The 20,329-nt window shown below is 64.8% G+C and carries 21 protein-coding genes; 12 read left to right on the top strand and 9 right to left on the bottom strand.

Translation table 11 applies throughout. The features are described 5' to 3' along the window. The first annotated feature begins 8 nt into the window (after positions 1-8). Positions 9-1,259 carry a glycoside hydrolase family 5 protein gene (locus tag LB525_RS26910; protein WP_224549280.1) on the top strand — a complete coding sequence of 417 codons (1,251 nt, stop codon included), beginning with the start codon at positions 9-11 and terminating at the stop codon, positions 1,257-1,259. Positions 1,260-1,283: 24 nt separating this feature from the next. Here LB525_RS26910 and LB525_RS26905 read toward each other — a convergent pair whose 3' ends face one another. The 6 genes from LB525_RS26905 to LB525_RS26880 all read right to left on the bottom strand — a co-directional run bounded on the left by LB525_RS26905 (position 1,284) and on the right by LB525_RS26880 (position 6,528). Beyond that, the gene (locus LB525_RS26905; protein WP_140841675.1) at positions 1,284-2,186 is read right to left on the bottom strand and encodes a metallophosphoesterase; all 903 of its coding nucleotides are present in this window, start codon (positions 2,184-2,186) and stop codon (positions 1,284-1,286) included. Positions 2,187-2,319: 133 nt separating this feature from the next. After that, positions 2,320-3,357 carry a Holliday junction branch migration DNA helicase RuvB gene (gene ruvB, locus LB525_RS26900; RefSeq protein WP_224528031.1) on the bottom strand — a complete coding sequence of 346 codons (1,038 nt, stop codon included), beginning with the start codon at positions 3,355-3,357 and terminating at the stop codon, positions 2,320-2,322. Between the two features lie 43 nt (positions 3,358-3,400). Further along, complete coding sequence (ruvA, locus tag LB525_RS26895; protein WP_224549278.1) at positions 3,401-4,021, bottom strand: Holliday junction branch migration protein RuvA; 621 nt, start codon at positions 4,019-4,021, stop codon at positions 3,401-3,403. Positions 4,022-4,031: 10 nt separating this feature from the next. After that, entirely contained in the window at positions 4,032-4,541 is a 510-nt protein-coding gene (ruvC, locus tag LB525_RS26890) for a crossover junction endodeoxyribonuclease RuvC (RefSeq protein WP_224549276.1), read from the bottom strand. A gap of 104 nt (positions 4,542-4,645) precedes the next feature. Further along, positions 4,646-5,710: a glycosyltransferase family 2 protein gene (locus tag LB525_RS26885; protein WP_224549274.1), complete on the bottom strand. Its 1,065-nt coding sequence runs from the start codon at positions 5,708-5,710 to the stop codon at positions 4,646-4,648. Between the two features lie 287 nt (positions 5,711-5,997). Then, on the bottom strand, positions 5,998-6,528 hold the full coding sequence (locus LB525_RS26880; RefSeq protein ID WP_095767267.1) for a DUF1465 family protein: 531 nt from the start codon (positions 6,526-6,528) through the stop codon (positions 5,998-6,000). A gap of 555 nt (positions 6,529-7,083) precedes the next feature. Here LB525_RS26880 and LB525_RS26875 point away from each other — a divergent pair. Then, positions 7,084-7,728: a DUF2269 family protein gene (locus LB525_RS26875; protein WP_224549271.1), complete on the top strand. Its 645-nt coding sequence runs from the start codon at positions 7,084-7,086 to the stop codon at positions 7,726-7,728. A gap of 68 nt (positions 7,729-7,796) precedes the next feature. Here the strand turns inward: LB525_RS26875 and LB525_RS26870 are convergent, their stop codons facing one another. Then, a complete protein-coding gene (locus tag LB525_RS26870; RefSeq protein WP_095767265.1) occupies positions 7,797-8,567 on the bottom strand; it encodes a sulfite exporter TauE/SafE family protein in 771 nt (256 codons plus the stop codon). A 229-nt stretch (positions 8,568-8,796) separates the two neighbouring features. Between LB525_RS26870 and LB525_RS26865 the strand changes: the two genes are divergently transcribed. From LB525_RS26865 to LB525_RS26830, 8 genes are all read left to right on the top strand, one after another. After that, on the top strand, positions 8,797-9,444 hold the full coding sequence (locus LB525_RS26865; RefSeq protein WP_095767264.1) for a thiamine phosphate synthase: 648 nt from the start codon (positions 8,797-8,799) through the stop codon (positions 9,442-9,444). Position 9,445: 1 nt separating this feature from the next. Further along, positions 9,446-10,609, top strand: coding sequence for a tetratricopeptide repeat protein (locus tag LB525_RS26860; RefSeq protein WP_224549269.1), 1,164 nt, complete (start codon positions 9,446-9,448; stop codon positions 10,607-10,609). Positions 10,610-10,739: 130 nt separating this feature from the next. Beyond that, positions 10,740-11,306 (top strand): elongation factor P, encoded by a 567-nt coding sequence (gene efp, locus LB525_RS26855; protein ID WP_224549267.1) that lies wholly within the window; start codon positions 10,740-10,742, stop codon positions 11,304-11,306. Positions 11,307-11,329: 23 nt separating this feature from the next. Then, a complete protein-coding gene (locus LB525_RS26850; RefSeq protein WP_095767263.1) occupies positions 11,330-12,130 on the top strand; it encodes an inositol monophosphatase family protein in 801 nt (266 codons plus the stop codon). A gap of 209 nt (positions 12,131-12,339) precedes the next feature. Further along, a complete protein-coding gene (trhA, locus tag LB525_RS26845; protein WP_224549265.1) occupies positions 12,340-13,032 on the top strand; it encodes a PAQR family membrane homeostasis protein TrhA in 693 nt (230 codons plus the stop codon). A 111-nt stretch (positions 13,033-13,143) separates the two neighbouring features. Next, complete coding sequence (locus LB525_RS26840) at positions 13,144-14,166, top strand: MotA/TolQ/ExbB proton channel family protein (RefSeq protein ID WP_095767261.1); 1,023 nt, start codon at positions 13,144-13,146, stop codon at positions 14,164-14,166. 1 nt (position 14,167) lies between these two features. Further along, positions 14,168-15,196, top strand: coding sequence for a peptidoglycan -binding protein (locus LB525_RS26835; RefSeq protein WP_140841706.1), 1,029 nt, complete (start codon positions 14,168-14,170; stop codon positions 15,194-15,196). A 250-nt stretch (positions 15,197-15,446) separates the two neighbouring features. Further along, positions 15,447-15,875: a hypothetical protein gene (locus LB525_RS26830; protein WP_224549263.1), complete on the top strand. Its 429-nt coding sequence runs from the start codon at positions 15,447-15,449 to the stop codon at positions 15,873-15,875. Positions 15,876-15,966: 91 nt separating this feature from the next. Here the strand turns inward: LB525_RS26830 and LB525_RS26825 are convergent, their stop codons facing one another. Then, complete coding sequence (locus LB525_RS26825) at positions 15,967-16,320, bottom strand: DUF1304 domain-containing protein (protein ID WP_224549261.1); 354 nt, start codon at positions 16,318-16,320, stop codon at positions 15,967-15,969. Between the two features lie 144 nt (positions 16,321-16,464). On the opposite strand from LB525_RS26825, the gene LB525_RS26820 reads away from it, so the two are divergent. Continuing rightward, entirely contained in the window at positions 16,465-17,949 is a 1,485-nt protein-coding gene (locus tag LB525_RS26820) for a carboxypeptidase M32 (protein ID WP_224549259.1), read from the top strand. A 33-nt stretch (positions 17,950-17,982) separates the two neighbouring features. Here the strand turns inward: LB525_RS26820 and LB525_RS26815 are convergent, their stop codons facing one another. Next, positions 17,983-19,785 carry an ABC transporter transmembrane domain-containing protein gene (locus LB525_RS26815; RefSeq protein ID WP_224549256.1) on the bottom strand — a complete coding sequence of 601 codons (1,803 nt, stop codon included), beginning with the start codon at positions 19,783-19,785 and terminating at the stop codon, positions 17,983-17,985. Between the two features lie 207 nt (positions 19,786-19,992). Here LB525_RS26815 and rpmE point away from each other — a divergent pair, with 207 nt between their 5' ends. Next, positions 19,993-20,214 carry a 50S ribosomal protein L31 gene (gene rpmE, locus LB525_RS26810; protein WP_027166741.1) on the top strand — a complete coding sequence of 74 codons (222 nt, stop codon included), beginning with the start codon at positions 19,993-19,995 and terminating at the stop codon, positions 20,212-20,214. Positions 20,215-20,329 lie beyond the last annotated feature (115 nt).

Raw genomic sequence — 20,329 nt, 5'->3', positions numbered from 1 at the left:
GGAACGGGATGGCATTGTTGGGCACGATGATCAAGACCTTGATGGCGGCGCTGCTTGCGCTTGGCCCATTGGCGTTGCCCGCCGCAGCGGCGACCTTCTCGATGAAGCGCGGCCTCAATCTCGACCAGTGGGTCACCTGGCCGGTCGAGGACACATGGGGCGAGCGCCAGGCGATCCTGCCTTACCCGGAATGGCGTAAGTTCCTTAAGGAGGACGACCTCAAGGCGCTCAAGGGCGCCGGCCTCGACTTCCTGCGCATGCCGGTCGATCCCTCGCCCTTTCTTTCGGACCGCACCACAGCCCTTCGCGACGACCTCTATGCCAGCGTGCTGGCCTCCGCGCGCATGATCAACCGTGCCGGCCTGAAGGTGATCGTCGACCTGCATCTGATCCCCGCCGGCGGCAACCGCAAGATCGGCATGAGCGAGGTGATGCATGACCCGGCCGTCTTCGATGCCTATGCCGAGCTGGTGCGCAAGATGGCGCGGACGCTGGCCAGGGAGGATCCGAGGCTTGTCGCGCTGGAACTGATGAACGAGCCGCTGGCCGATTGTGAGGCGAACGGCACCAACCTTTGGCCCGACCGCCAGAAGCAGCTGTTCGCCGCCGCGCGCGCCTCCGCCACCAGGCTCACGCTGGTGCTGAGCGGCGGCTGCTATTCGAACGCGGAGTCGCTGGCCAGGATCGACCCCAAGGCGATCGCCGATGACAACATCATCTGGACCTTCCATTCCTACGACCCGTTCCTTTTGACGCATCAGGGCGCAAGCTGGGCCGGCGACTTCATCCCCTACGTAACCGGCCTGCCCTATCCGTTGACGGCTGTGCCGAAGGCGCAACTCGACACGGCGCTGAACGCGATCCGCGACCGGATCAGGGCCGAGGCGCCCCGGGCGCGGCGAAGCGGCCTGCTTAGCTATCTCGACGAGCAGGTGGCGACGACGGACAGTCCTGAAAAGCTGCTTGGCGTGATGGATGCGCCGTTCGCGACGGTCGACGCCTGGGCGAAGGCCAACGGCGTCAATCCGCAGGACATCACGCTCGGTGAATTCGGCATGATCCGCAAGGAATACGGCAACAGCTTCGTCATGCCGGCCGCATACCGCGCGGCCTATGTGCGCGACATGATCGCCCGCGCCGAGGCGCATGGCTTTTCCTGGTCGCTGTGGAGCTATGGCGGCGCCTTCGGCATCGTCGATGCGTTCGACGGCGAGAAGGCGGAACCGGACGTGATGGACGTGATCAGGTCGCTGCGCTGAGGCGGCGGGCCGGGGCGACACGCCTCAGCCCAGATCGATCTGCAGGATCTCCGGCCGCACCCCGAGACGAACCGGCAGAATGCTGAAGCCCAGCCCGCCCGACACAATCAGGTTGCGGTCATTCTCCACGACATGGCCGTAGGCGAAGCGATTGCCATAGTCCGAAGGCACGACCGGCGAATAACCAAACAGCCGCACCTGTCCGCCATGCGTGTGGCCGGACAAGGTGAGCGATATCCGCGAGGGCACCTTTGGAAAGATGTCCGGTTCATGTGCAAGCAGGATGATCGGCTCGCTCCCCTGGATCTTGGCCAAGGTGCCCGGGAGATCGTCGAAGCCCTGGAAACTGTCGCGTCCCTTGGCCTTGTTCGGCAGCAGCGCGAGTTGATCGGCTAGCCCGGCGATCCAGAAACCATGCCCGTCCTTTTCCAGCCGCACGACGTCGTTTTCCAGCACCGGGATGCCGACATGCTCGAGCGCCTTGCGCGACTGGGTCGGGCCGGCTTCCGCTCGCTGGGCGAAGAAATCGGTCCACCAATCGTGATTGCCGAGGATCGACAGCACGCCGAGCGGCGCCTTCAGCCCCGACAATGCCTCGGCCCACTCCTCCACCCGCACCCGGCCCGTCACCAGCTTTGTCCCGGCGGTATAGTCACCGAGCAGCACGATCAGATCCGGCTGCAACGCGTTGGCCTCCTCGGCAAGCGCTGCGATCCGTTCCGGCGTCATCCAGGGCCGGCAGGAGTGGATATCGGCAAGCGCGACGACGCGCAGCTTGAGCCCGGCCGGCCAGTGCGGCGGCGTCAATGTGTAGCGCTTCACATGGGTGAGCAGCATCGGCTCGATGCCGACCGCATAGGCGCTGAGCGACACCATGGCGAAGGCCGAGCCGCCGACAAGGCGCAGGAAAGCGCGTCTGGTGATCATAGGTCGCCCCAAGCCCTAGGACTGCGTCAGATAGCCTATCTTAAAGGATGCAATTGCGCCCTCAGTCGGGCCGAGGCGCGCAGATTCTGCGCAGATGGGCCATTGCGCCGCCGAAACGGCGAACAAATCTGCGTTACTCTTCCTGAAACAGGCTGATCTGCTGCTGGGCGATGTCCTTCGGCGGGTCGAGGCCCAGATGGCGCCAGGCGTTGGCGGTCAGCACGCGACCGCGCGGCGTGCGCTGGATGAAGCCCTGCTGGATCAGGTAAGGCTCGATGATATCCTCGATCGCGTCGCGCGGCTCGGAGAGTCCGGCCGCGATTGTCTCGATGCCGACCGGCCCGCCGCCGAAATTGCGCGCGATCATCGACAGATAGCGGCGATCGAGCGCGTCGAGGCCGAGCGCATCGACCTCCAGCCTGGTCAGCGCCTCGTCGGCGATCCTCCTGTCGACATGACCGTCCCCGGCGACTGAAGCAAAATCGCGCACCCGGCGCAGCAGTCTGCCGGCAATGCGCGGCGTGCCGCGCGCGCGGCGCGCGATCTCCACCGCGCCGTCGTCGCCGAGCGGCATCGACAGGATACGGGCGCCGCGGCGCACGATCTGCTCCAGTTCCTCGACCGTGTAGAAATTGAGCCGGACCGGAATGCCGAAACGGTCGCGCAACGGATTGGTCAGCAGGCCGAGCCTCGTCGTTGCCGCGACCAGCGTGAAACGGGCAAGGTCGATCTTGACCGAGCGCGCCGCCGGCCCCTCGCCGATGATGAGATCAAGCTGGAAATCCTCCATTGCCGGATAGAGGATTTCCTCGACTGCCGGATTGAGGCGATGGATCTCGTCGATGAAAAGGACGTCGCGCTCCTCGAGATTGGTGAGCAGCGCGGCGAGATCGCCGGCCTTGGCGATAACCGGACCCGAGGTCGAGCGGAAATTGACTCCAAGCTCGCGCGCCATGATCTGCGCCAGCGTCGTCTTGCCGAGTCCCGGCGGCCCGACGAACAGCACATGGTCGAGCGCCTCGCCACGGCTCTTGGCGGCATCGACGAAGACCTTGAGATTGGCACGCACCGCCGCCTGGCCGACGAATTCGTCGAGCGACTGCGGCCGCAAGGTCTGGTCGGCATCCTCGCCGCGCTTGTCGGGAGCAATGAGGCGGGGCGAAAGGGTCATGCCGCCTTCCTTGCATAGGACCGATGGCGGGACAAGCGTCGCTTCACCGCGCCAGTTCCTTCAGGCCGAAGCGGATGAGCTTGGACGCATCCGCGCCCTCGCCGGCCGATTTCAGCGCAACCGAGACCGCGTTCGCGGCAATGTCGCGCGAATAGCCGAGATTAACGAGCGCCGAGACCGCATCGGTGATCGGTGCGGCCGCGACACCTTCGCCAAGCTCCTGCTTGAGCCCGATCGTACCACTGGCCGCGCCCGCATAGGCTGGCGCTTTAGTGCGCAGTTCGGTGACGATGCGTTCCGCCACCTTCTTGCCGACGCCTGGCGCTCTGGAAACCATGGCAATGTCGCGCAGCGCGATCGCGTTCGCGAGGTCGGCCGGCGCCAGCGTCGATAGGATGGCCAGCGCCACCTTGGCGCCGACGCCCTGCACATTGTTCATCAGAAGGCGGAACCACTCGCGCTCCAGCCCGGTCTGGAAGCCATAGAGCCGGATCATGTCCTCGCGCACATAGGTCTCGATGAACAGCACCACCGCCTCGCCGGGCGAGGGCAGCGCGGCCAGCGTCCGCACCGAGCAATGGACGACGTAGCCGACGCCATGCACGTCGATGACGCAGCTATCTTCGTCGATCTCGTCCAACGTGCCTTTCAGCTTGCCGATCATGATTGTCCCCTCACGCCAGCGCGGCCATGCGGTAGGCTGTGCTCGGGCGGTGATGCGCATGGCAGATGGCGATGGCCAGAGCGTCGGCGGCGTCGTCGGTGTCGAAGACAGCCTTCGGCATCAGCACCTTCACCATCATGTGGATCTGCTTCTTCTCGCCGTGGCCGACGCCAATAACCGCCTTCTTGACCGCATTGGGGGCATATTCGGCCACCACCAGCCCGGCGCGCGCCGGCACCAGCATGGCGATGCCGCGCGCCTGGCCGAGCTTCAGCGTCGCCGTGGCATCCTTGTTGACGAAAGTCTGCTCGACCGCAGCCTCGTGCGGCATGGCCTGGTGCAGCACCTCGGTCAAGCCGTCATGCAGCTGGCAGAGTCTTGTCGCCAGCGACTCCTTCTCGTCGGACCGCACCGTGCCGGATGCGATGAAGCGCAGCGAATTGCCCACGCTGTCGATAATACCCCAACCGGTGCGCCTCAGGCCCGGATCGATGCCGATGATGCGAATCGCTTCCCCCATGCGCCAAGTCTAGCCGTGGCGACAAGCGATGCCAGCAAAATGTGAACAAACCGGAAACAATTGCAATCTCGGCTATGCGCCGTTTCCGTAAAACAGCGAGATGCCTAATTCGTCACGCGGCGGATGGTTTTCGACAGCCGCGTGAGAAATGCCGGCCTGGACGACGCGACCAGCTTCCATGCCAGGACTGCATTGCCCATGCGCCGCGGCAGGATTCCGATGCAAAGGAACCAGGCCGCCAGAGCTGCCCGCCGCCGCCAGGATGCGTTCATTTCCAGGCTGGCGGCGGCGCCCGCTCTTGCCAGTCCCAGCCGGGAGTCGGTGGCGACCGGATGCTGGGGCTCGTCGACGCAGAGCGAAGCCAGCCGTTCTTCCAGATGCACCGGATCGCGAAGGCCGGCATCGGGCGGCACGGTCAAGCCGATCTCGGCCGCCCGGCCGGACAAGGCTTCGAGACGCCGGAAATCATGCTGCACCCGCCAACGCGCCCGCTCGGCAAGCTTTTCGGCAAAGACCGAATGATTGGCACCGTGGATGCGGTAGGCGCCAAGGCAGGTATCGATGGATTTCACCTCTCCGTGCAGCGGCGCCAGCGTCGCGAGATAACCGTCGGCGCCTTGCCGGAAATCGCTTTCAGGCATCGGCATTATCGTTTCCAGCGCCTCGCGGTCGAACGCCAGCCCGCTTGTTACCGTCGTACGGTACCGCCCTTTGCGCAGCAATTCCGGCACGACGTCGCCTGAATCGAACGGCTGTTCCGGCGGTGGAAAGACATCCTTGATATACTGGTCCTCATCAACGAGATGCAATCTGAATTGCGCTTGGGCGACATCCGCATCCCACTCGTCCAGAACCTCGGAGACGGCGTTCGGATAGAGATAGTCGTCGGCGTCGAGGAAAAGGACGATCTCTCCGGTGCTCGCCTCGAACCCGGTATTGAACGCAGCCGCATGTCCGCCATTCCTGCGCCTCAGGCACGGACGGATTTTGTCGCCGTAGGATTCGATTACGGCCACCGATGCATCCGTCGATGCGTCGTCGACGACCACGACCTCGACATTTCGGTGGTCCTGCTCCAACGCGCTGTCGATGGCGCGTCCTAGAAACTGTTCGTAATTGTAGTTGGGGATGATGATCGATACCGGGATGCGGTCCAATGGCGAATGCACGGGATCAAGCCTCGCAATCTGCTTTGGTCACAGTGACGGTGGTTTTCTTGCAGAACCGGCTCGGGTCGACCCGGCTGCGGCGAACGGCTCCAACTAGGGGCCTATCGCTTCAAGGCAAGTGTGATCTTTCCCGCGAAGGCCGGCACAGCCTTCAATACGGCGATGGCTGCCGCAGTTTCGACGAGCGGCCGGAGTCGCAAGCGTTGAACTTGCAGCCAAAGCCACGGCCAAATTACCGCCTGATCAAGGATATGCCGCTACCGCTATCGTTTTTTGCAAACGCGGTTTCAGCCGCGCGCGAACGCGGTATTCAAAAGGCTGATCTGGTCGGACACCGGGTTGGCCCGCCGGCTGGGCGCGTGCGTCTCGCTGATGACGCCGCCATAGATTTCCTCGTCCATGCGCCGCACCAGCGACTGCAGGCGCAGCGAGCGCGTCACGAGGTCCAGAAAATCCTTGGGCAGCTCGTTCCAGCCAAGCGCCTCGTCATGCGCGGACGCGGTGTCGAGACGCACCTTGGATTTCTCCGAAGCCACCTGGTCGCGCGTCATCTCGCCGGAATTCGCTGCCCGCTGCAAAAGCAGCCAGGAGGCGACCTGCATAAGCCTTGTGGTCAGCCGCATCGATTCGGCCGCATAGAGCGTCGCCGCCGTGCGCGACAATTTCTTGGCTTCGAGCCTGCCCTTGCCATCGAGATATTCGGCGGCCTGTTCGACCAGCCCCATGCCTTCCTGGTAAAGCGGCTTGAAGGATTGGGAGAAAACCCGGCGCTCCGCCAATTTGATGGTTTTCGCGCTGCCCTTCGAAGGCTCGTTCATCGATACGCCCCTGCACTGCCGCAAGCCGATTCGGCATCCTTGCCGACGCGGCCCGCACCCTAAATGACTGAGGCTTGAAAATGCGCTTCGATGCCAATGAAGGCAAGCGCATGTTTAACAAACGGTTAACGCCGGGCCGGTTCCGGCCATCCGCAAGCGGATGGCATCAGCCAGCCGGCAGCGGATAAAAAAAGAGCCGCGGATAAGGCGGCTCTCAGGAGTTTAACAGGGAGGCGTCAAACAAAGTGGCTCCAACCACTCGGTAAGAATCCAGCAAAACTGGATGGGTGTAGTAAACGCCTGTAAAGCTTAATGAACCCTTAACGCGGCGGCGATTTTTTAAGCGAACGCGCGCTCCTGTGCCGGAACAGGACAGCGGATTCGCTGCCCGGGATCGTCCGAGCACCGGATTTCGGGCGCCGATCGTGGCGGCGGTAACATGTTTGCTGCTGCCGCGGCATCGTTCCGAAACACGCGCCACGCAAAAGGCCGCTCCACAAAGGCGGCGCGCAAATCTGCGCCGCTTGAAATCAGGCAGGATATCCGGAGCAAACCATGGATTGGTATTCGATCGTCAAATTTCTTCACGTCGTCTCGGCTATTTTGTGGGTCGGCGGCGGCTTCGTGCTGTTCCTGCTCGGCGTGCTGGCCGAGCGCGCCGGCAACATCGAGGACAAGCTGCTGGCTATACGCGCCAGCGGACAGCTCGGCGGCCGGTTCTTCGCGCCGATGTCGATGCTGACGCTGGTCTTTGGCCTCATCATGTGCGGCTTCTGGGTCGGCTTTGCCGACCTGTGGATCGTCATCGGCCTCGTCGGCTATGCCACGACCTTCTCGATCGGCATGCTGATCTTCAAGCCGACCGGCGAGCGCATGGGCGCCATGATCGCCGAGCAGGGCGTGACGCCGGCCGCCCTCTCCATCGGCCAGCGCATGATGAACTGGGCGCGCCTCGATTATGCGGTGATGCTGGTGATCATCGCCGACATGGTGCTGAAGCCCACTCTGCACGACGTCGGCATTCTTGCCGGCATGGCGATGGTGGTCGCGCTGGGCGCCGCGCTCGCCTTCGGTGGCAGCCGCCCAGATGGTGCCGAGCGCCGCGTGACATTAAGGCGCTCGCCCGAAGGCGCGTTGAGATTCAGGTCAGGCCGAGTCGAAAGTGGTGATTTCCGAGAACGGGAGCGGAGCGTACTTTAAGTACGTGAGCACCGGAAGCGCAGGAAATCGCCATTTGCAGGCCGGCCTCACCTGAATATCGACGCGCCTCACATCAGGCCGGCAATGCCGTCCCAAAGCAGCTTGACGGCGACCACCGCGACGGTGGCGTAGGTGAACGGATAGAAGATCTCCGGCCGCATGCGGCGCACCAGCCACGCACCGGCGATGGTCGACAGCGGCGCCAGCGGCATCAGCACCGCCGAAGCGGTGAGATTGGCGGTGTCGAACTGGCCGAGCGCGAAATAGGGGATGAGCTTCAGCGCATTGGTGGCGGCAAAGAAGATCGCCGCCGTTCCCGACAGCACTTTCGGATCGAGCCGTATCGGCAGCGCATAGACCTGGAAGGGCGGGCCGCCGACATGGGCGACGAAGCTGGTGAAGCCGGCGACAGCGCCCCAGAAGGCGGCGGCAATGCGGTTCGGTTCCGCCACATGATCGGCGCCGTGACGGAACTGCAGGTAGATCCAGCGCAGCACGAACACCAGCGCGACGGCGCCGACGATCAGCCGCACCATCTCCTCTGTGACCAACGCCGCGGTCAACCAGCCGAGCCCGATGCCGATGACGGCGCCGGGCATCATGTCAACCAGCATCCTGCGGTCGTAGACGCCCCACCAGGTCCACACTGAAACCACGTCCATCAGGCACAGGATCGGCAGCAGGATGGCGGCCGCCTGAACCGGCGGGATGGTCAGAGCCATCAACGGCACGCCGACGAAACCGACAGCGCCGCCGAAGCCGCCTTTCGACAGGCCGACAAGGATCACCGCCGGAATGGCAGCAGCATAGAACCACGGGTCGCTGAGCAGGCCTGACATCGGCAAAGGAAGGTTGGAGGGGGCGGGAATTCAGCCATAGCGCAGAACGGCGCCGCCGGGATAGTCATTTAATGCCGGCGCCGCTATTGCCGGCCCGATATCGACGTGCGCGACGATGCTCGACCGGTCCTCATGCGCCGCATAGCCGACTGTTCAAGCCGCTCCCTTTGCTCTATGCCGCAATGCAACCATCTTCGCCCGGCATAGGCGAAACCGGGATCGAAGGCCAATGAACGAAGCAACTCCTCCCAACCGCTGCCGCATCGTGCTGATCGCGCCGCCACTGGTGCCGGCGGAGCAAATCTGCGCGGCGTTCGACGGTGGCGACGTCGCCTCGTTGATTCTGCCCGACAACGGCATGGACGATGCCTCCTTCCAGGCCTTCGCCGAAAGGATCGTGCCGATCGCTCAAAGTGCCGGCGTCGCCGTCATCATCGCCGGCGACAGCCGCATCGCCGGGCGCGTCCAGGCCGATGGCATCCATGTCGAAGTGAAGCCCGCGGAACTCGCCGAGACGATCGAGCGCGTGGCCGGCAAGATGATGGTCGGCGCCGGCGGCGCCAAGACGCGCGACGAGGCGCTGGGCCTCGGCGAGGAGCGGCCCGACTATATGTTCTTCGGCCGTTTCGGCTATGACAACAAGCCGGAGCCGCACCACCGCAACCTCGCGCTGGGCGAATGGTGGGCGGAGATGATTTCGATCCCCTGCATCGTCATGGCCGGCTCCGAGCTTGCCTCCGTCGAGACGGTGGCCGCGACCGGCGCCGAGTTCGTGGCGCTGTCCAGCGCCGTCTTTGCCGACGGACGCGACCCGCGCGCCGCGATCGCCGCCGCCAACGCGTTGCTCGATGAAACCGCGCCGCGTTTCGAGGACTGACATGCGCCTGCGTGGCCTTTGCCTGACGGTTCTGGCCGGCTTGTTTGCGCAGGCCGCGATGGCGGCTGAGACCGTCCCCCTGCCGCAGCCGCGGCCGGAGACGAGCGCACCTGACAAGAGCGCACCCGACGCAACCAAGCCGGATATAAGCACGCCAGATACTGGCACGCCGGATAAGGGCAAACCGGACACAGCCGCGCCGGACGCCGGCGCGCCGGATCCGAACAGGTTCGGCACCGGCGCGCATATCGATAAGCCGATCCAAAACGCCTTGCCGCAACCGGCGACCATGACGCCGCCATCGGCCGATGCCGTCAATCCCGACCGCTTCGGTGCCAAGCAGCCGGATGCCGCCTACGGCGCCTTCCAGCGCGGGCTTTACAAGACCGCCTACAACCTCGCCATAGAGCGCGCCAAGAACGGCGATCCGGCGGCCGAGACGCTCGTGGCCGAAATCCTGTCGCGCGGGCTGGGTGTGCCGCTCAATCCAGCCGAGGCCGCGAAATGGTATGCGCTGGCCGCCGAACAGGGCGTGCCGGAGGCTCAGTTCCAATATGCGCTGGCGCTGCTGGACGGCCGCTATGTGAAAAAGGACGAAAAGGCCGCTTTCGCGCTGATGCAGGCCGCGGCCGAGGCCGGCAACCGGCTTGCCCAGTTCAACTTCGCCCAGTTGCTCGTCCAGCAGGATCCCGGCGACGACGGCCTTGTGAAGGCCGCCGCCTATTACGAGCGCGCCGCCGCCACCGGCCTTGCCGATGCGCAATATGCGCTGGCGCAGCTCTACGCCAATGGCGTCGGCGGCAAGCCGCATGACGACTCGCAGGCGCGTCTTCTCCTGGCGCAGGCCGCAAGACAGAACTACGACACCGCGCAGATCGACCTCGCCGCCTGGATGATCGAGGGACGCGGCGGCGGGCGCGACCTGAAATCGGGCTTTGCCTGGATGAAACGGGCGGCGGAAGGCGGCAACGTCGCCGCCCAGAACCGTCTCGCCAAGCTCTATATGAGCGGCATCGGCACCGATCCGGACCTGATCCTTGCCGGCGCCTGGTACATCGTCGCCCGCCGCGCCGGGCTGATCGACCCGCAGATGGACGATTTCCTGCAGGGCCTCGACGACGATCAGACCAAGCAGGCGCTGCAGAAGGCAAATCGCCTGCCTTGACGCATGGCGTCACGGACAGCATGTCCGAGCCGCCTTGGGCTCCCTCCCTTGCCTCCCCGGGCAATTTGTGGTCTTGGAGGCGCCAAAGCGCGAGCCGCGCCAGAAAAATCTCATTCCGGATCAGTTCATCATGGCCAAGATCAGTGGCAACGAAATCCGTCCCGGCTATGTCATCGAGCATGATGGCGGGCTTTGGGTGGCGGTCAAGACCAACACCGTCAAGCCGGGCAAGGGCGGCGCATACAATCAGGTCGAGCTGAAGAACCTGATCAACGGCACCAAGCTCAACGAGCGCTTCCGCTCGGCCGAGACCGTCGAGCAGATCCGGCTCGACCTGAAGGATTTTTCGTTCCTCTACGAGCAGGGCGACGCGCTGGTCTTCATGGATACCGAAAGCTACGAGCAGCTCGAACTGGGGAAAGACTTCGTCGGCGAGCGCGCCGCCTTCCTGCAGGACGGCATGATGGTGACGGTGCAGCTTTACGAGGAGCGGCCGATCGGCATTTCGCTGCCCGACCAGGTGACGCTGGCCATCACCGAGGCCGACCCGGTGGTGCGGGGCCAGACGGCCGCCTCCTCCTACAAGCCGGCGGTGCTGGAGAACGGCATCCGCGTGCTGGTGCCGCCCTTCATCTCGGCCGGCGAGCGCATCATCGTCGACACCAACGAAATCACCTACGTGCGCCGCGCGGATTAACGGCAAGAAAGCAGGAAGAAAAAATGGCGCGTTCCGCTCTCCTCAACGTCATGGTCCAGGCCGCGATGAAGGCCGGCCGCTCGTTGTCGCGCGACTTCGGCGAGGTGCAGAACCTGCAGGTCTCGATGAAGGGCCCGGGCGACTATGTCAGCCAGGCCGACCGCAAGGCCGAAGAGATCGTCTTCGCCGAGCTTTCCAAGGCGCGGCCGGGCTATGCCTTCCTGATGGAGGAGCGCGGCGCCGTCGAAGGCGAGGACGCTCAGCACCGCTGGCTCGTCGATCCGCTCGACGGCACCACCAACTTCCTGCACGGCATTCCGCTCTTCTCGGTGTCGATCGCGCTCGAGCGCCAGGGCCAGATCGTCGCCGGTGTCGTCTACAATCCGGCGATGGACGAACTCTACACGGCCGAGCGCGGCGGCGGCGCCTTCATGAACGACCGGCGGTTGCGTGTTGCCGGCCGCTCCAAGCTGACCGACGCGGTGATCGGCTGCGGCGTGCCGCATCTCGGCCGCGGCCAGCACGGCAATTTCCTGATCGAGCTGCGCAACGTCATGGCCGAAGTCTCCGGCGTCCGCCGCCTTGGCTCCGCCGCGCTCGACCTTGCCTATGTCGCAGCTGGACGCATGGATGGTTTCTGGGAAACCGGCCTGTCGTCCTGGGACGTCGCCGCCGGCATCCTTCTGGTGCGCGAAGCCGGCGGCTTCGTCTCCGACATGGATGGCGGACAGGACATGCTGGACAGCGGCGAGGTCGTCGCCGGCAACGAGCTCATCCAGCGCGCGTTGCTGAAAACCGTGAAGAAGCCATTGGCTGCTCGCTGACCAATGCATGTCGCCCAGAACTGTGCAGCGGTTCTGGGACAACGACATCAAAACGAAGACTTAAAGCGCGTCGCCTCAATCCGGTCCAACGCGACGCGCTTTAAGGCGTTCTTTGCGTCGAAAGGACGCGCGGCTTGGGTCGCAAAACCGCAACCGAAGCTTGAAATACTGGTCCGCGACTGCCCAGATTAGGCGTTGCAGGATCATTCATGAACGACGCGCATCCAGATACACAGCTTGAGATCCCCTTTGTCGGGCGCTGGCACTACTCGCGCGCCGAAATGATCGCCGACGGCATCGTTCACGCGGTGGGCATCGTGCTGGCGATCGCCGCCGGCTCGACTCTCCTGGCCCTGGCCGCCTTTCACTCCGGCCCCGGCGAATATGTCGCCGCGGTGTTCTACGTGGTGTCGCTGCTCACCGTGCTCTCGGTTTCGCTGGCCTATAATCTGTGGCCGGTCTCGTGGCCGGCGAAATGGATCCTGCGCCGCTTCGACCATGCCGCGATCTATCTCCTGATCGCCGCGACCTACACGCCCTTCCTCGCCCAGCTCGACAACTCGCCGCTGGCGCTGCCCATGATCGTCATCGTGTGGAGCGCCGCAGCGGCCGGCATCGCCATCAAGATGTTCCTGCCCGGCCGCTACGACCGGCTGGCGATCGTCTTCTATCTCGCCATCGGCTGGAGCGGCGTCGTGCTGGCCGGACCGCTGGTCGAGACGCTGCCGACGACCTCGGTCGCGCTGCTTGTCGCCGGCGGCATCGTCTATTCCTGCGGCGTCGTCTTCTTCGCCTGGAAGGGCCTGCGCTTTCACAATGCCGTCTGGCACGGCTTCGTCGTCACCGGCGCCGGCCTCCATCTGGCCGCCATGGTAGACTGCCTGGTCGTCAACCGGTTCTAGGCCTGTGGCCCGGGCCTATCGGGCCATATTGCCAAGCACCATTCAATTTGGTCACAATTCCGTTTAGAGTCGCGGCAATTCTGCGGCGGTGGCATCGGAAACGGGGCACGGATGGCTTTTCTCAGATCCTTCGGCAGGCGATCGGACGTCCTGGTCTATGATCCGCATAAGCTGTCGAGCCCGCAGGTCTTCCTGCTCACCATGGTGATCTTCCTGATCATCGTCGCATTCATCGCCGCCATCCTCACCCGCCAGATCTCGACCGCCTTCTCCAGCAATCCGGGCCTCAACGGATTGATCGTCGGCGTGCTCGCGGTCGGCATCCTGCTTGCCTTCGCCCAGGTCGGGCGGCTGTTTCGCGAGGTGCGCTGGGTCAATTCCTTCCGCGCCGGCTCCGAAACCACCGAGCCGGTGCTTTTGGCGCCGATGAAGGCGATGATCGGCCGCTCGTCGACGATCGCGTTTTCGACCTCGTCGATGCGCACCATGCTGGACTCCATCGCCACCCGGCTCGACGAGAGCCGCGACACCTCGCGCTATCTGGTTGGCCTGCTTGTGTTCCTCGGCCTGCTCGGTACCTTCTGGGGCCTGCTCAACACCATAGCCTCGATCCGCGAGACGATCGAGGCGCTGGACCCGGGCACCGGCGATGCTGCCGCCGTGCTCGACGCGCTCAAGCAAGGCCTGTCGGCGCCGCTCGCCGGCATGGGCACCGCGTTCTCGTCCTCGCTGTTCGGCCTTTCCGGCTCGCTGGTGCTCGGCTTCCTCGACCTGCAGGCCGGCCGCGCCCAGACCCGCTTCTACACCGAGCTTGAGAACTGGCTGTCTTCGGTCACCGATCTGTCGTCGGACATAGTTGTGTCCGAGACGTCGAAAGCAGCCGAATCCTCCGAGGACATCCGGCTCTTGTCGGAGCGGCTGCGCAGCCTGCAGGAGAATGGCGGCGGCTCCAATCCGCGCGTCGCCACCGCCATGGCCAATCTTGCCGACGGCATCTCGGGGCTGGTGAAGAACATGCGCTCCGAGCAGCAGATCATGCGCGACTGGGTCGAAGCCCAGTCCGACGAGCAGAAGGCCATGCGCAACACGCTGGAAAAGATCGCCGACGCGCTGAAGAAGCAAGGGGTCCACTGACGTGGCGCTGGCAAGACGGCGCGCCGACCGCCGCATCGACTATTGGCCGGGCTTCGTCGACGCTTTGTCGACGCTGCTGCTGGCGATCATGTTCCTGCTTACCGTCTTCGTGCTGGCGCAGTTCCTGCTCAGCCGCGAGATCTCCGGCAAGGACGCGGTGCTGAACCGCCTCAACTCGCAGATCAACGAGTTGACCCAGCTGCTCGCCCTGGAACGCACGAACAGCCAGGACAAGGAGGATTCGCTCGCCAACCTGCAGGCGTCGCTGTCGGCGGCGCAAGCCGAAAAAAGCCGCCTCGAACAACTGCTGGCGCAGGGCGCCGGCGCCGGCGACGCGGCCAACAAACGAGCGGACCAGCTTTCGGGCGAGCTCAGCAACCAGCGCCAGATCAGCCAGCAGGCGTTGAGTCAGGTCGAGATCCTCAACCAGCAGATCGCGGCGCTGCGCAAGCAGATCGGCGCGCTGGAAGACGCGCTCAACGTCTCCGAGCAGCGCGACCGCGACTCCAACACCAAGATCGCCGATCTCGGCCGCCGCCTGAACGTCGCGCTGGCGCAGCGCGTGCAGGAGCTCAACCGCTACCGTTCCGACTTCTTCGGCCGGCTGCGCGAGATCCTCGCCGACCGCGAGAACATCCGTATCGTCGGCGACCGCTTCGTCTTCCAGTCGGAGGTGCTGTTCCCGACCGGCTCCGACGTGATCAACGACGCCGGCAAGGTCGAGATGAAGAAGCTCGCCGACGCCATCATCGAATTGCAGAAGGAAATCCCGCCCGAGATCAGCTGGGTGCTGCGCGTCGACGGCCATACGGACAACAAGCCGCTGTCCGGCACCGGCCGTTATCGCGACAATTGGGAATTGTCGACCGCCCGCGCCACCTCGGTGGTGAAGTTCCTGATCGAGAACGGCGTGCCGGCCAACCGGCTGGTGGCCGCCGGCTTCGGCGAGTTCCAGCCGCTTGATCCCGCCGACACTGATGAGGCGCGCAGCAAGAACCGCCGCATTGAACTGAAGCTCACCGAACGGTGAGCTATTATCATGCCAAGTCACGGGAAGTTGTTCGTCGGCTGAATACTTAGAGCGCCAAGTCGCCGTGACAAGCGCCGAAAACATTATCTTTTTTTAATTACACATCGCAAATCGACGCACCTAACTTGCCGCGCAGGGCCGGGGTCCGCCGGCGATGCCTCGCATCGCGACCCGACGGAACCGGACGGCCCGGAAGGTCGGAAGACGAAGCGGCGCGGCCGCTCTCTTCCTGGTAGGAGGATGCGCCGCCATGCGCGTTTCAACATCTCTCAAGACTGCAACCCTCGCTGCGGTTCTGATCGCGGCTCCGCTCGCCGGCGCCTATGCGGCCGGACATCATAGGGGCGGCGCCCTGGACACACCCGATCCGACCGTTATGACCGGACCACGCGTGACGAGCCTGATCGAGCAGATCCAGGGCGTGAACCAGGGCATCACCGACGCCCGCGAAATGAACAGCATCTCGGCCTCGGAAGCGCGGCACCTGCATATGCGCGCCGCGCATATCAGCCAGGCCGCGGAACATGTCGCGGCTTCGGATCACGGCAGAATACCGTCCGCGCAATATCATGAGCTGCTGCGCAGGCTCGACAATGTCGACCAGAGACTGATGAACGACACCGGCAGCGGCATCATGATGGGCGACGGTTCCGACGGCGGGAATTACCCGAACGGCTAGAGCATTTGCTCCGATCGCAGAGGAAGGGACGACCTGGCGCCCGCGGGACCTGGCCCCGAGGGCGCCCTTTTTCGATCGCGCCCTGCTTCGATTACAGGCCGAGCCAAAGCGCGATGATGGCGAGCACCGCCGGCGCCGTCTGGATGAACAGGATCTTGCGGCTGACGGTCGCGGCGCCGTAGAGGCCGGCAATGGCGACGCAGAGCAGGAAGAACATCTTGATCTGGAACCCGCCGGCGCCGAGATAGAGGCCCCAGATCAGGCCCGCGGCGAGAAAGCCGTTATAGAGGCCTTGGTTGGCGGCAAGCACCTTCGAGGCGCTGGCGAATTCCGGCGTCAGCCTGAACGCCTTGCGGCCGCGCGGCGTATCCCACAGCACCATCTCCAGATAGACGATATAGCAGTGGATCAGCGCCACCAGCCCGACCAGGATATCGCCGACCATTGTCCCCTCCGTCCTTCGGACAAGCATTGACTACACGTCGACGCCGCCGCGCAAGATAGGCTGACCCTGGATCGCCAACCAGGGTTGCCAAGCTTCGCGCCTTGGTATCTTTTCGCGCCAGCCCCTTTGCAGCCGGAACCCGCCATGTCCTTCCAGAAACTCGACCAACTCGGCCACAAGCTCGAAGCGCTGGAGCATGCCTTGGCGATCCTCGGCGCCGACGAAGCAACGCATATGGCGGTCGGCGGCGGCGAGAAGCGCGCCGAGGCGATGTCCTCGCTTGCCGGCATGCTGCACCGCCAGGCCACAGCGCCCGAAATCGGCGACTGGATTTCAGCGGCCGAAGCCGAGCCGCTCGGCGAAGAGCAGCAGGCGGCGGTGCGAGAACTGCGCCGCCAATACACCAATCTCACCTGTCTGCCGGCCGAATTCGTCGAGCGCCAGACGGTGGCGCGCATGCGCTCCGAGCAGCTTTGGCGCGACCTGCGCGCCAAGAACGACTGGGCGGGCTTCCTGCCGGCGCTGGAAGGCGTCGTGACCCTGGTGCGCGAGGAAGCGGCGCTGCGCGCCGACGCGCTCGGCCTCGCCCCTTATGACGCGCTGATGGAACAGTACGATCCCGGCAACCGCGCCGCCGACATCACGCCGGTGTTTGCCGAGCTGAAGGCCTTCCTGCGCGACTTCCTGCCGCATGCGCTGGCCGTGCAGGATGCCCGGCTGGCGAAGCATCCGCGAAAGCCGCTCTCCGGTAGCTATGCCGTCGAGCGCCAGCGCGAGCTCGGCCTTGCCATGATGGCTGCCGTCGGCTTCGACCTGACCCACGGCTCGCTGTCGGTATCGCATCATCCCTTCTGCGGCGGCGTGCCGACCGACGTGCGCATCACCACCCGATACAAGACCTCCGACTTCCTGTCGGCGCTGATGGGCGTGCTGCACGAGACCGGCCACGCCCTCTACGAGCAGAACCTGCCGAAAACCTGGTCACATTGGCCGCTCGGCAAAGCACGCGGCATGGCCGTGCATGAGAGCCAAAGTCTGTTTGTCGAAAAGCAGATCGGCCGCAACCCGGCCTTCTGGCGCTGGGCGCTGCCGGTGGTCGAGAAACATCTCGGCGAAGCCTGGTCGATCGACGACATCCTGCCGCATGTCCACCATGTCGAGCGCGGCCTGATCCGCGTGGACGCCGACGAAGTCACCTATCCGCTGCATGTCATCCTGCGCTACGAACTCGAACAGGAGCTCGTGTCCGGCCACCTGGAGGTCGCCGACCTGCCCCAGGCCTGGGATGCCAAGATGCGCGATTATCTCGGGCTCTCGACCATCGATAATCCGGCTGACGGCCCGATGCAGGACGTGCATTGGCCGGGTGCCGCCTTCGGCTATTTCCCCTCCTATACGCTGGGCGCCATGATGGCCGCGCAGCAATGGGCGGCTCTGACAAGGGAGCATCCGTCCGCCGACCAGGATCTCGCCAAGGGCGATTTCACCGCCATCAACGAGTGGCGTCGCGCAAAGATCTGGTCGCAGGGCTCGCGCTGGTCGACGCCGGACCTGCTCGAACGCGCCACCGGCGAGAAGCTCAACGCTGCCTACTTCACCGAGCACTTGAGCAGGCGCTACGGCAACTGACCCGCGGGTCGAAACCAGCTGGGTGCGGCGTGCCTACTCCGCCGCGCCCTTGAAGGCGCTGGCTCCGGTCTCGAACTGCAGCTTGGCGAGCCGCGTGTAGATGCCGCCCTTGGCGACCAGGCTCTGATGCGTGCCTTCCTCGACGATGCGCCCGCCGTCCATGACCAGGATGCGGTCGGCCTTGAGCACCGTCGCCAGCCGGTGCGCGATGACGATGGTAGTGCGGCCGCGCATCAGCCGCTCCAGCGCTCTTTGCACCAGCGTCTCGCTCTCGGCGTCGAGCGCCGAGGTCGCTTCGTCGAGCAGAAGGATCGGCGCGTCGCGCAGAATGGCCCGGGCGATCGCGATGCGCTGGCGCTGGCCGCCGGACAGCGTCACGCCGCGCTCGCCGACCTGGCTGTCATAGCCCTTGTCGAGCCTGGCGATGAATTCATCGGCAAGGGCCGCCTTGGCCGCGGTCTCGATCTCGGCACCGCTGGCGCCCTGCCTGCCGAAGCCGATATTGTCGCGGACGCTCGCCGCGAAGATGGTCACGTCCTGCGGCACGATCGCGATCCGTTGACGGACCGCGGCCGGATCAGCCTCGCGCACATTGACGCCGTCGATGACGACGCGGCCGCTCTCTGGATCGTAGAAGCGCAGGATCAGCGAGAAGACGGTGCTTTTTCCCGCGCCCGAGGGCCCGACGATCGCCACCGTCTCGCCTGGCTTCACCTGGAAGCTCAGGCCATGCACCGCGGCGCGGTCCGGCCGCGCCGGATAGGAGAAGGACACGTTGTCGAAGCTGATCGCGCCCTTGGCCGTTGCCGGCAAGGGAAGCGGATCGACCGGCGGCCGGATCGCCGGCGTCTCTGCCAGGATCTCCGTCAGCCGCTCGGCGGCGCCCGCCGCCTGCGACAGCTCGCTCCAGACCTCCGACAGCGCGCCGAGCGCGCCGGCGGCAAACACCGAATAGAGCAGGAACTGGCCGAGCGTGCCCGGCGACAGCGTGCCGGCAAGCACGTCGCGCGAGCCGAACCACAACACCGCGACCACCGAGGAGAAAATCATGAAGATGGCGAAGAAGGTGAGGAACGAGCGCGCGAACACCGATGCGCGCGCCGCCTCGAAGGCGGCGTCGACAGCGTCCGCAAAACGGCCGGTGACCAGCTTCTCGTTGGTGAAGGCCTGCAGCGTGCGCACCGCGCCGATCTGCTCGCTGGCATAGGCGGTGGCCTCGGCGAGCGTGTCCTGCGCTTGCCGGGACTTGCGCCGCACCGAGCGGCCGAAGGCGACCAGCGGCAGCACGATCACCGGAATGGCTGCAATCACCAGGCCGGAAAGTTTCGGGCTCGTGACCACCATCATCGCCACCGCGCCGAGGCCGAGAATGAGATTGCGCAACGCGACCGAGGCGGTTGCGCCGACCGCCGACTTCACCTGCGTGGTGTCGGCGGCCAGCCGCGACACGATCTCGCCCGAATGCGCGCGATCGAAAAACGCCGGCGACAGCGTGGTGACATGCGAAAAGACGTCGCGGCGAATGTCGGCCACGACCCGCTCGCCGAGCGTGATGACGAAATAGTAGCGGCTGGCCGAAGCGGCTGCCAGCAAGGCCGCCATCAGAACCAGCGCCGCGAAATATTCCGCGATGAAGGTGGAGCTAGCGGCCTGGAAACCATGGTCGATCATGCGCCGCACGGCTATCGGCAAGGCAAGCGTCGTCACCGCCGCCACGATCAGCGAGATGACGGCGCCTATTACCAGCTTCCGGTAGCGGGTAACGTACGGAAAGAGGCTGCGGAGCGGCCGGACCGAGCGTCTGCGCTCGCTTGCGCTGCCACCGATTTCCGCCATGAGCGTTTCCTCTGGCCGCTTGGCGGGACCGCGCTTCAATATGCGCCCGCCGCGGCCTTGTGATTCAATTCCGGCTGATGTATAGGCTCGCCGACCGTTTTAGAAGCCGTGGCTTTTCATTAGCTGCGGCTTCGAGTTTTAAAAAGGGGCGCATCGACGCAGGCCTTCAGGCCCGTTGCCAGCGCCGGCAGCCAGGAAAACACGACAATGAAGGCCGATATCCATCCCGACTACCACACCATCAAGGTCGTCATGACCGATGGCACCGAATACCAGACCCGTTCGACCTGGGGCAAGGAAGGCGATACGATGAACCTCGACATCGACCCGACCACGCACCCGGCCTGGACCGGCGGCCAGCAGACCCTGCTCGACCGCGGCGGCCGCCTGTCGAAGTTCAAGAAGCGTTTCGAGGGTTTCGGCCTCTAAGCCGGATACATCGGCAGATTTCGAGAAACCCGCCTTCGAGGCGGGTTTTTTGTTGCCAGTTTGGTCCTTCTCCCCGTTCTACGGGGAGAAGGTGCCCGAAGGGCGGATGAGGGGC

The organism is Mesorhizobium sp. CA16 (assembly GCF_020165175.1).
Classification (GTDB): Bacteria; Pseudomonadota; Alphaproteobacteria; order Rhizobiales; family Rhizobiaceae; genus Mesorhizobium.
Note: the sequence above shows the minus strand (reverse complement) of the source record. Positions and strands in the feature narration are given on the sequence as shown.

Excerpts from the sequence above, each read along its gene's own strand:
- LB525_RS26910 (WP_224549280.1), top strand. The coding sequence starts at position 9 with ATGGCATTGTTGGGCACGATGATCAAGACCTTGATGGCGGCGCTGCTT.
- LB525_RS26905 (WP_140841675.1), bottom strand. The coding sequence starts at position 2,186 with ATGATCACCAGACGCGCTTTCCTGCGCCTTGTCGGCGGCTCGGCCTTC.
- ruvB (WP_224528031.1), bottom strand. The coding sequence starts at position 3,357 with ATGACCCTTTCGCCCCGCCTCATTGCTCCCGACAAGCGCGGCGAGGAT.
- ruvA (WP_224549278.1), bottom strand. The coding sequence starts at position 4,021 with ATGATCGGCAAGCTGAAAGGCACGTTGGACGAGATCGACGAAGATAGC.
- ruvC (WP_224549276.1), bottom strand. The coding sequence starts at position 4,541 with ATGGGGGAAGCGATTCGCATCATCGGCATCGATCCGGGCCTGAGGCGC.
- LB525_RS26880 (WP_095767267.1), bottom strand. The coding sequence starts at position 6,528 with ATGAACGAGCCTTCGAAGGGCAGCGCGAAAACCATCAAATTGGCGGAG.
- LB525_RS26875 (WP_224549271.1), top strand. The coding sequence starts at position 7,084 with ATGGATTGGTATTCGATCGTCAAATTTCTTCACGTCGTCTCGGCTATT.
- LB525_RS26870 (WP_095767265.1), bottom strand. The coding sequence starts at position 8,567 with ATGTCAGGCCTGCTCAGCGACCCGTGGTTCTATGCTGCTGCCATTCCG.
- LB525_RS26865 (WP_095767264.1), top strand. The coding sequence starts at position 8,797 with ATGAACGAAGCAACTCCTCCCAACCGCTGCCGCATCGTGCTGATCGCG.
- LB525_RS26860 (WP_224549269.1), top strand. The coding sequence starts at position 9,446 with ATGCGCCTGCGTGGCCTTTGCCTGACGGTTCTGGCCGGCTTGTTTGCG.
- efp (WP_224549267.1), top strand. The coding sequence starts at position 10,740 with ATGGCCAAGATCAGTGGCAACGAAATCCGTCCCGGCTATGTCATCGAG.
- LB525_RS26850 (WP_095767263.1), top strand. The coding sequence starts at position 11,330 with ATGGCGCGTTCCGCTCTCCTCAACGTCATGGTCCAGGCCGCGATGAAG.
- trhA (WP_224549265.1), top strand. The coding sequence starts at position 12,340 with ATGAACGACGCGCATCCAGATACACAGCTTGAGATCCCCTTTGTCGGG.
- LB525_RS26840 (WP_095767261.1), top strand. The coding sequence starts at position 13,144 with ATGGCTTTTCTCAGATCCTTCGGCAGGCGATCGGACGTCCTGGTCTAT.
- LB525_RS26830 (WP_224549263.1), top strand. The coding sequence starts at position 15,447 with ATGCGCGTTTCAACATCTCTCAAGACTGCAACCCTCGCTGCGGTTCTG.
- LB525_RS26825 (WP_224549261.1), bottom strand. The coding sequence starts at position 16,320 with ATGGTCGGCGATATCCTGGTCGGGCTGGTGGCGCTGATCCACTGCTAT.
- LB525_RS26820 (WP_224549259.1), top strand. The coding sequence starts at position 16,465 with ATGTCCTTCCAGAAACTCGACCAACTCGGCCACAAGCTCGAAGCGCTG.
- LB525_RS26815 (WP_224549256.1), bottom strand. The coding sequence starts at position 19,785 with ATGGCGGAAATCGGTGGCAGCGCAAGCGAGCGCAGACGCTCGGTCCGG.
- rpmE (WP_027166741.1), top strand. The coding sequence starts at position 19,993 with ATGAAGGCCGATATCCATCCCGACTACCACACCATCAAGGTCGTCATG.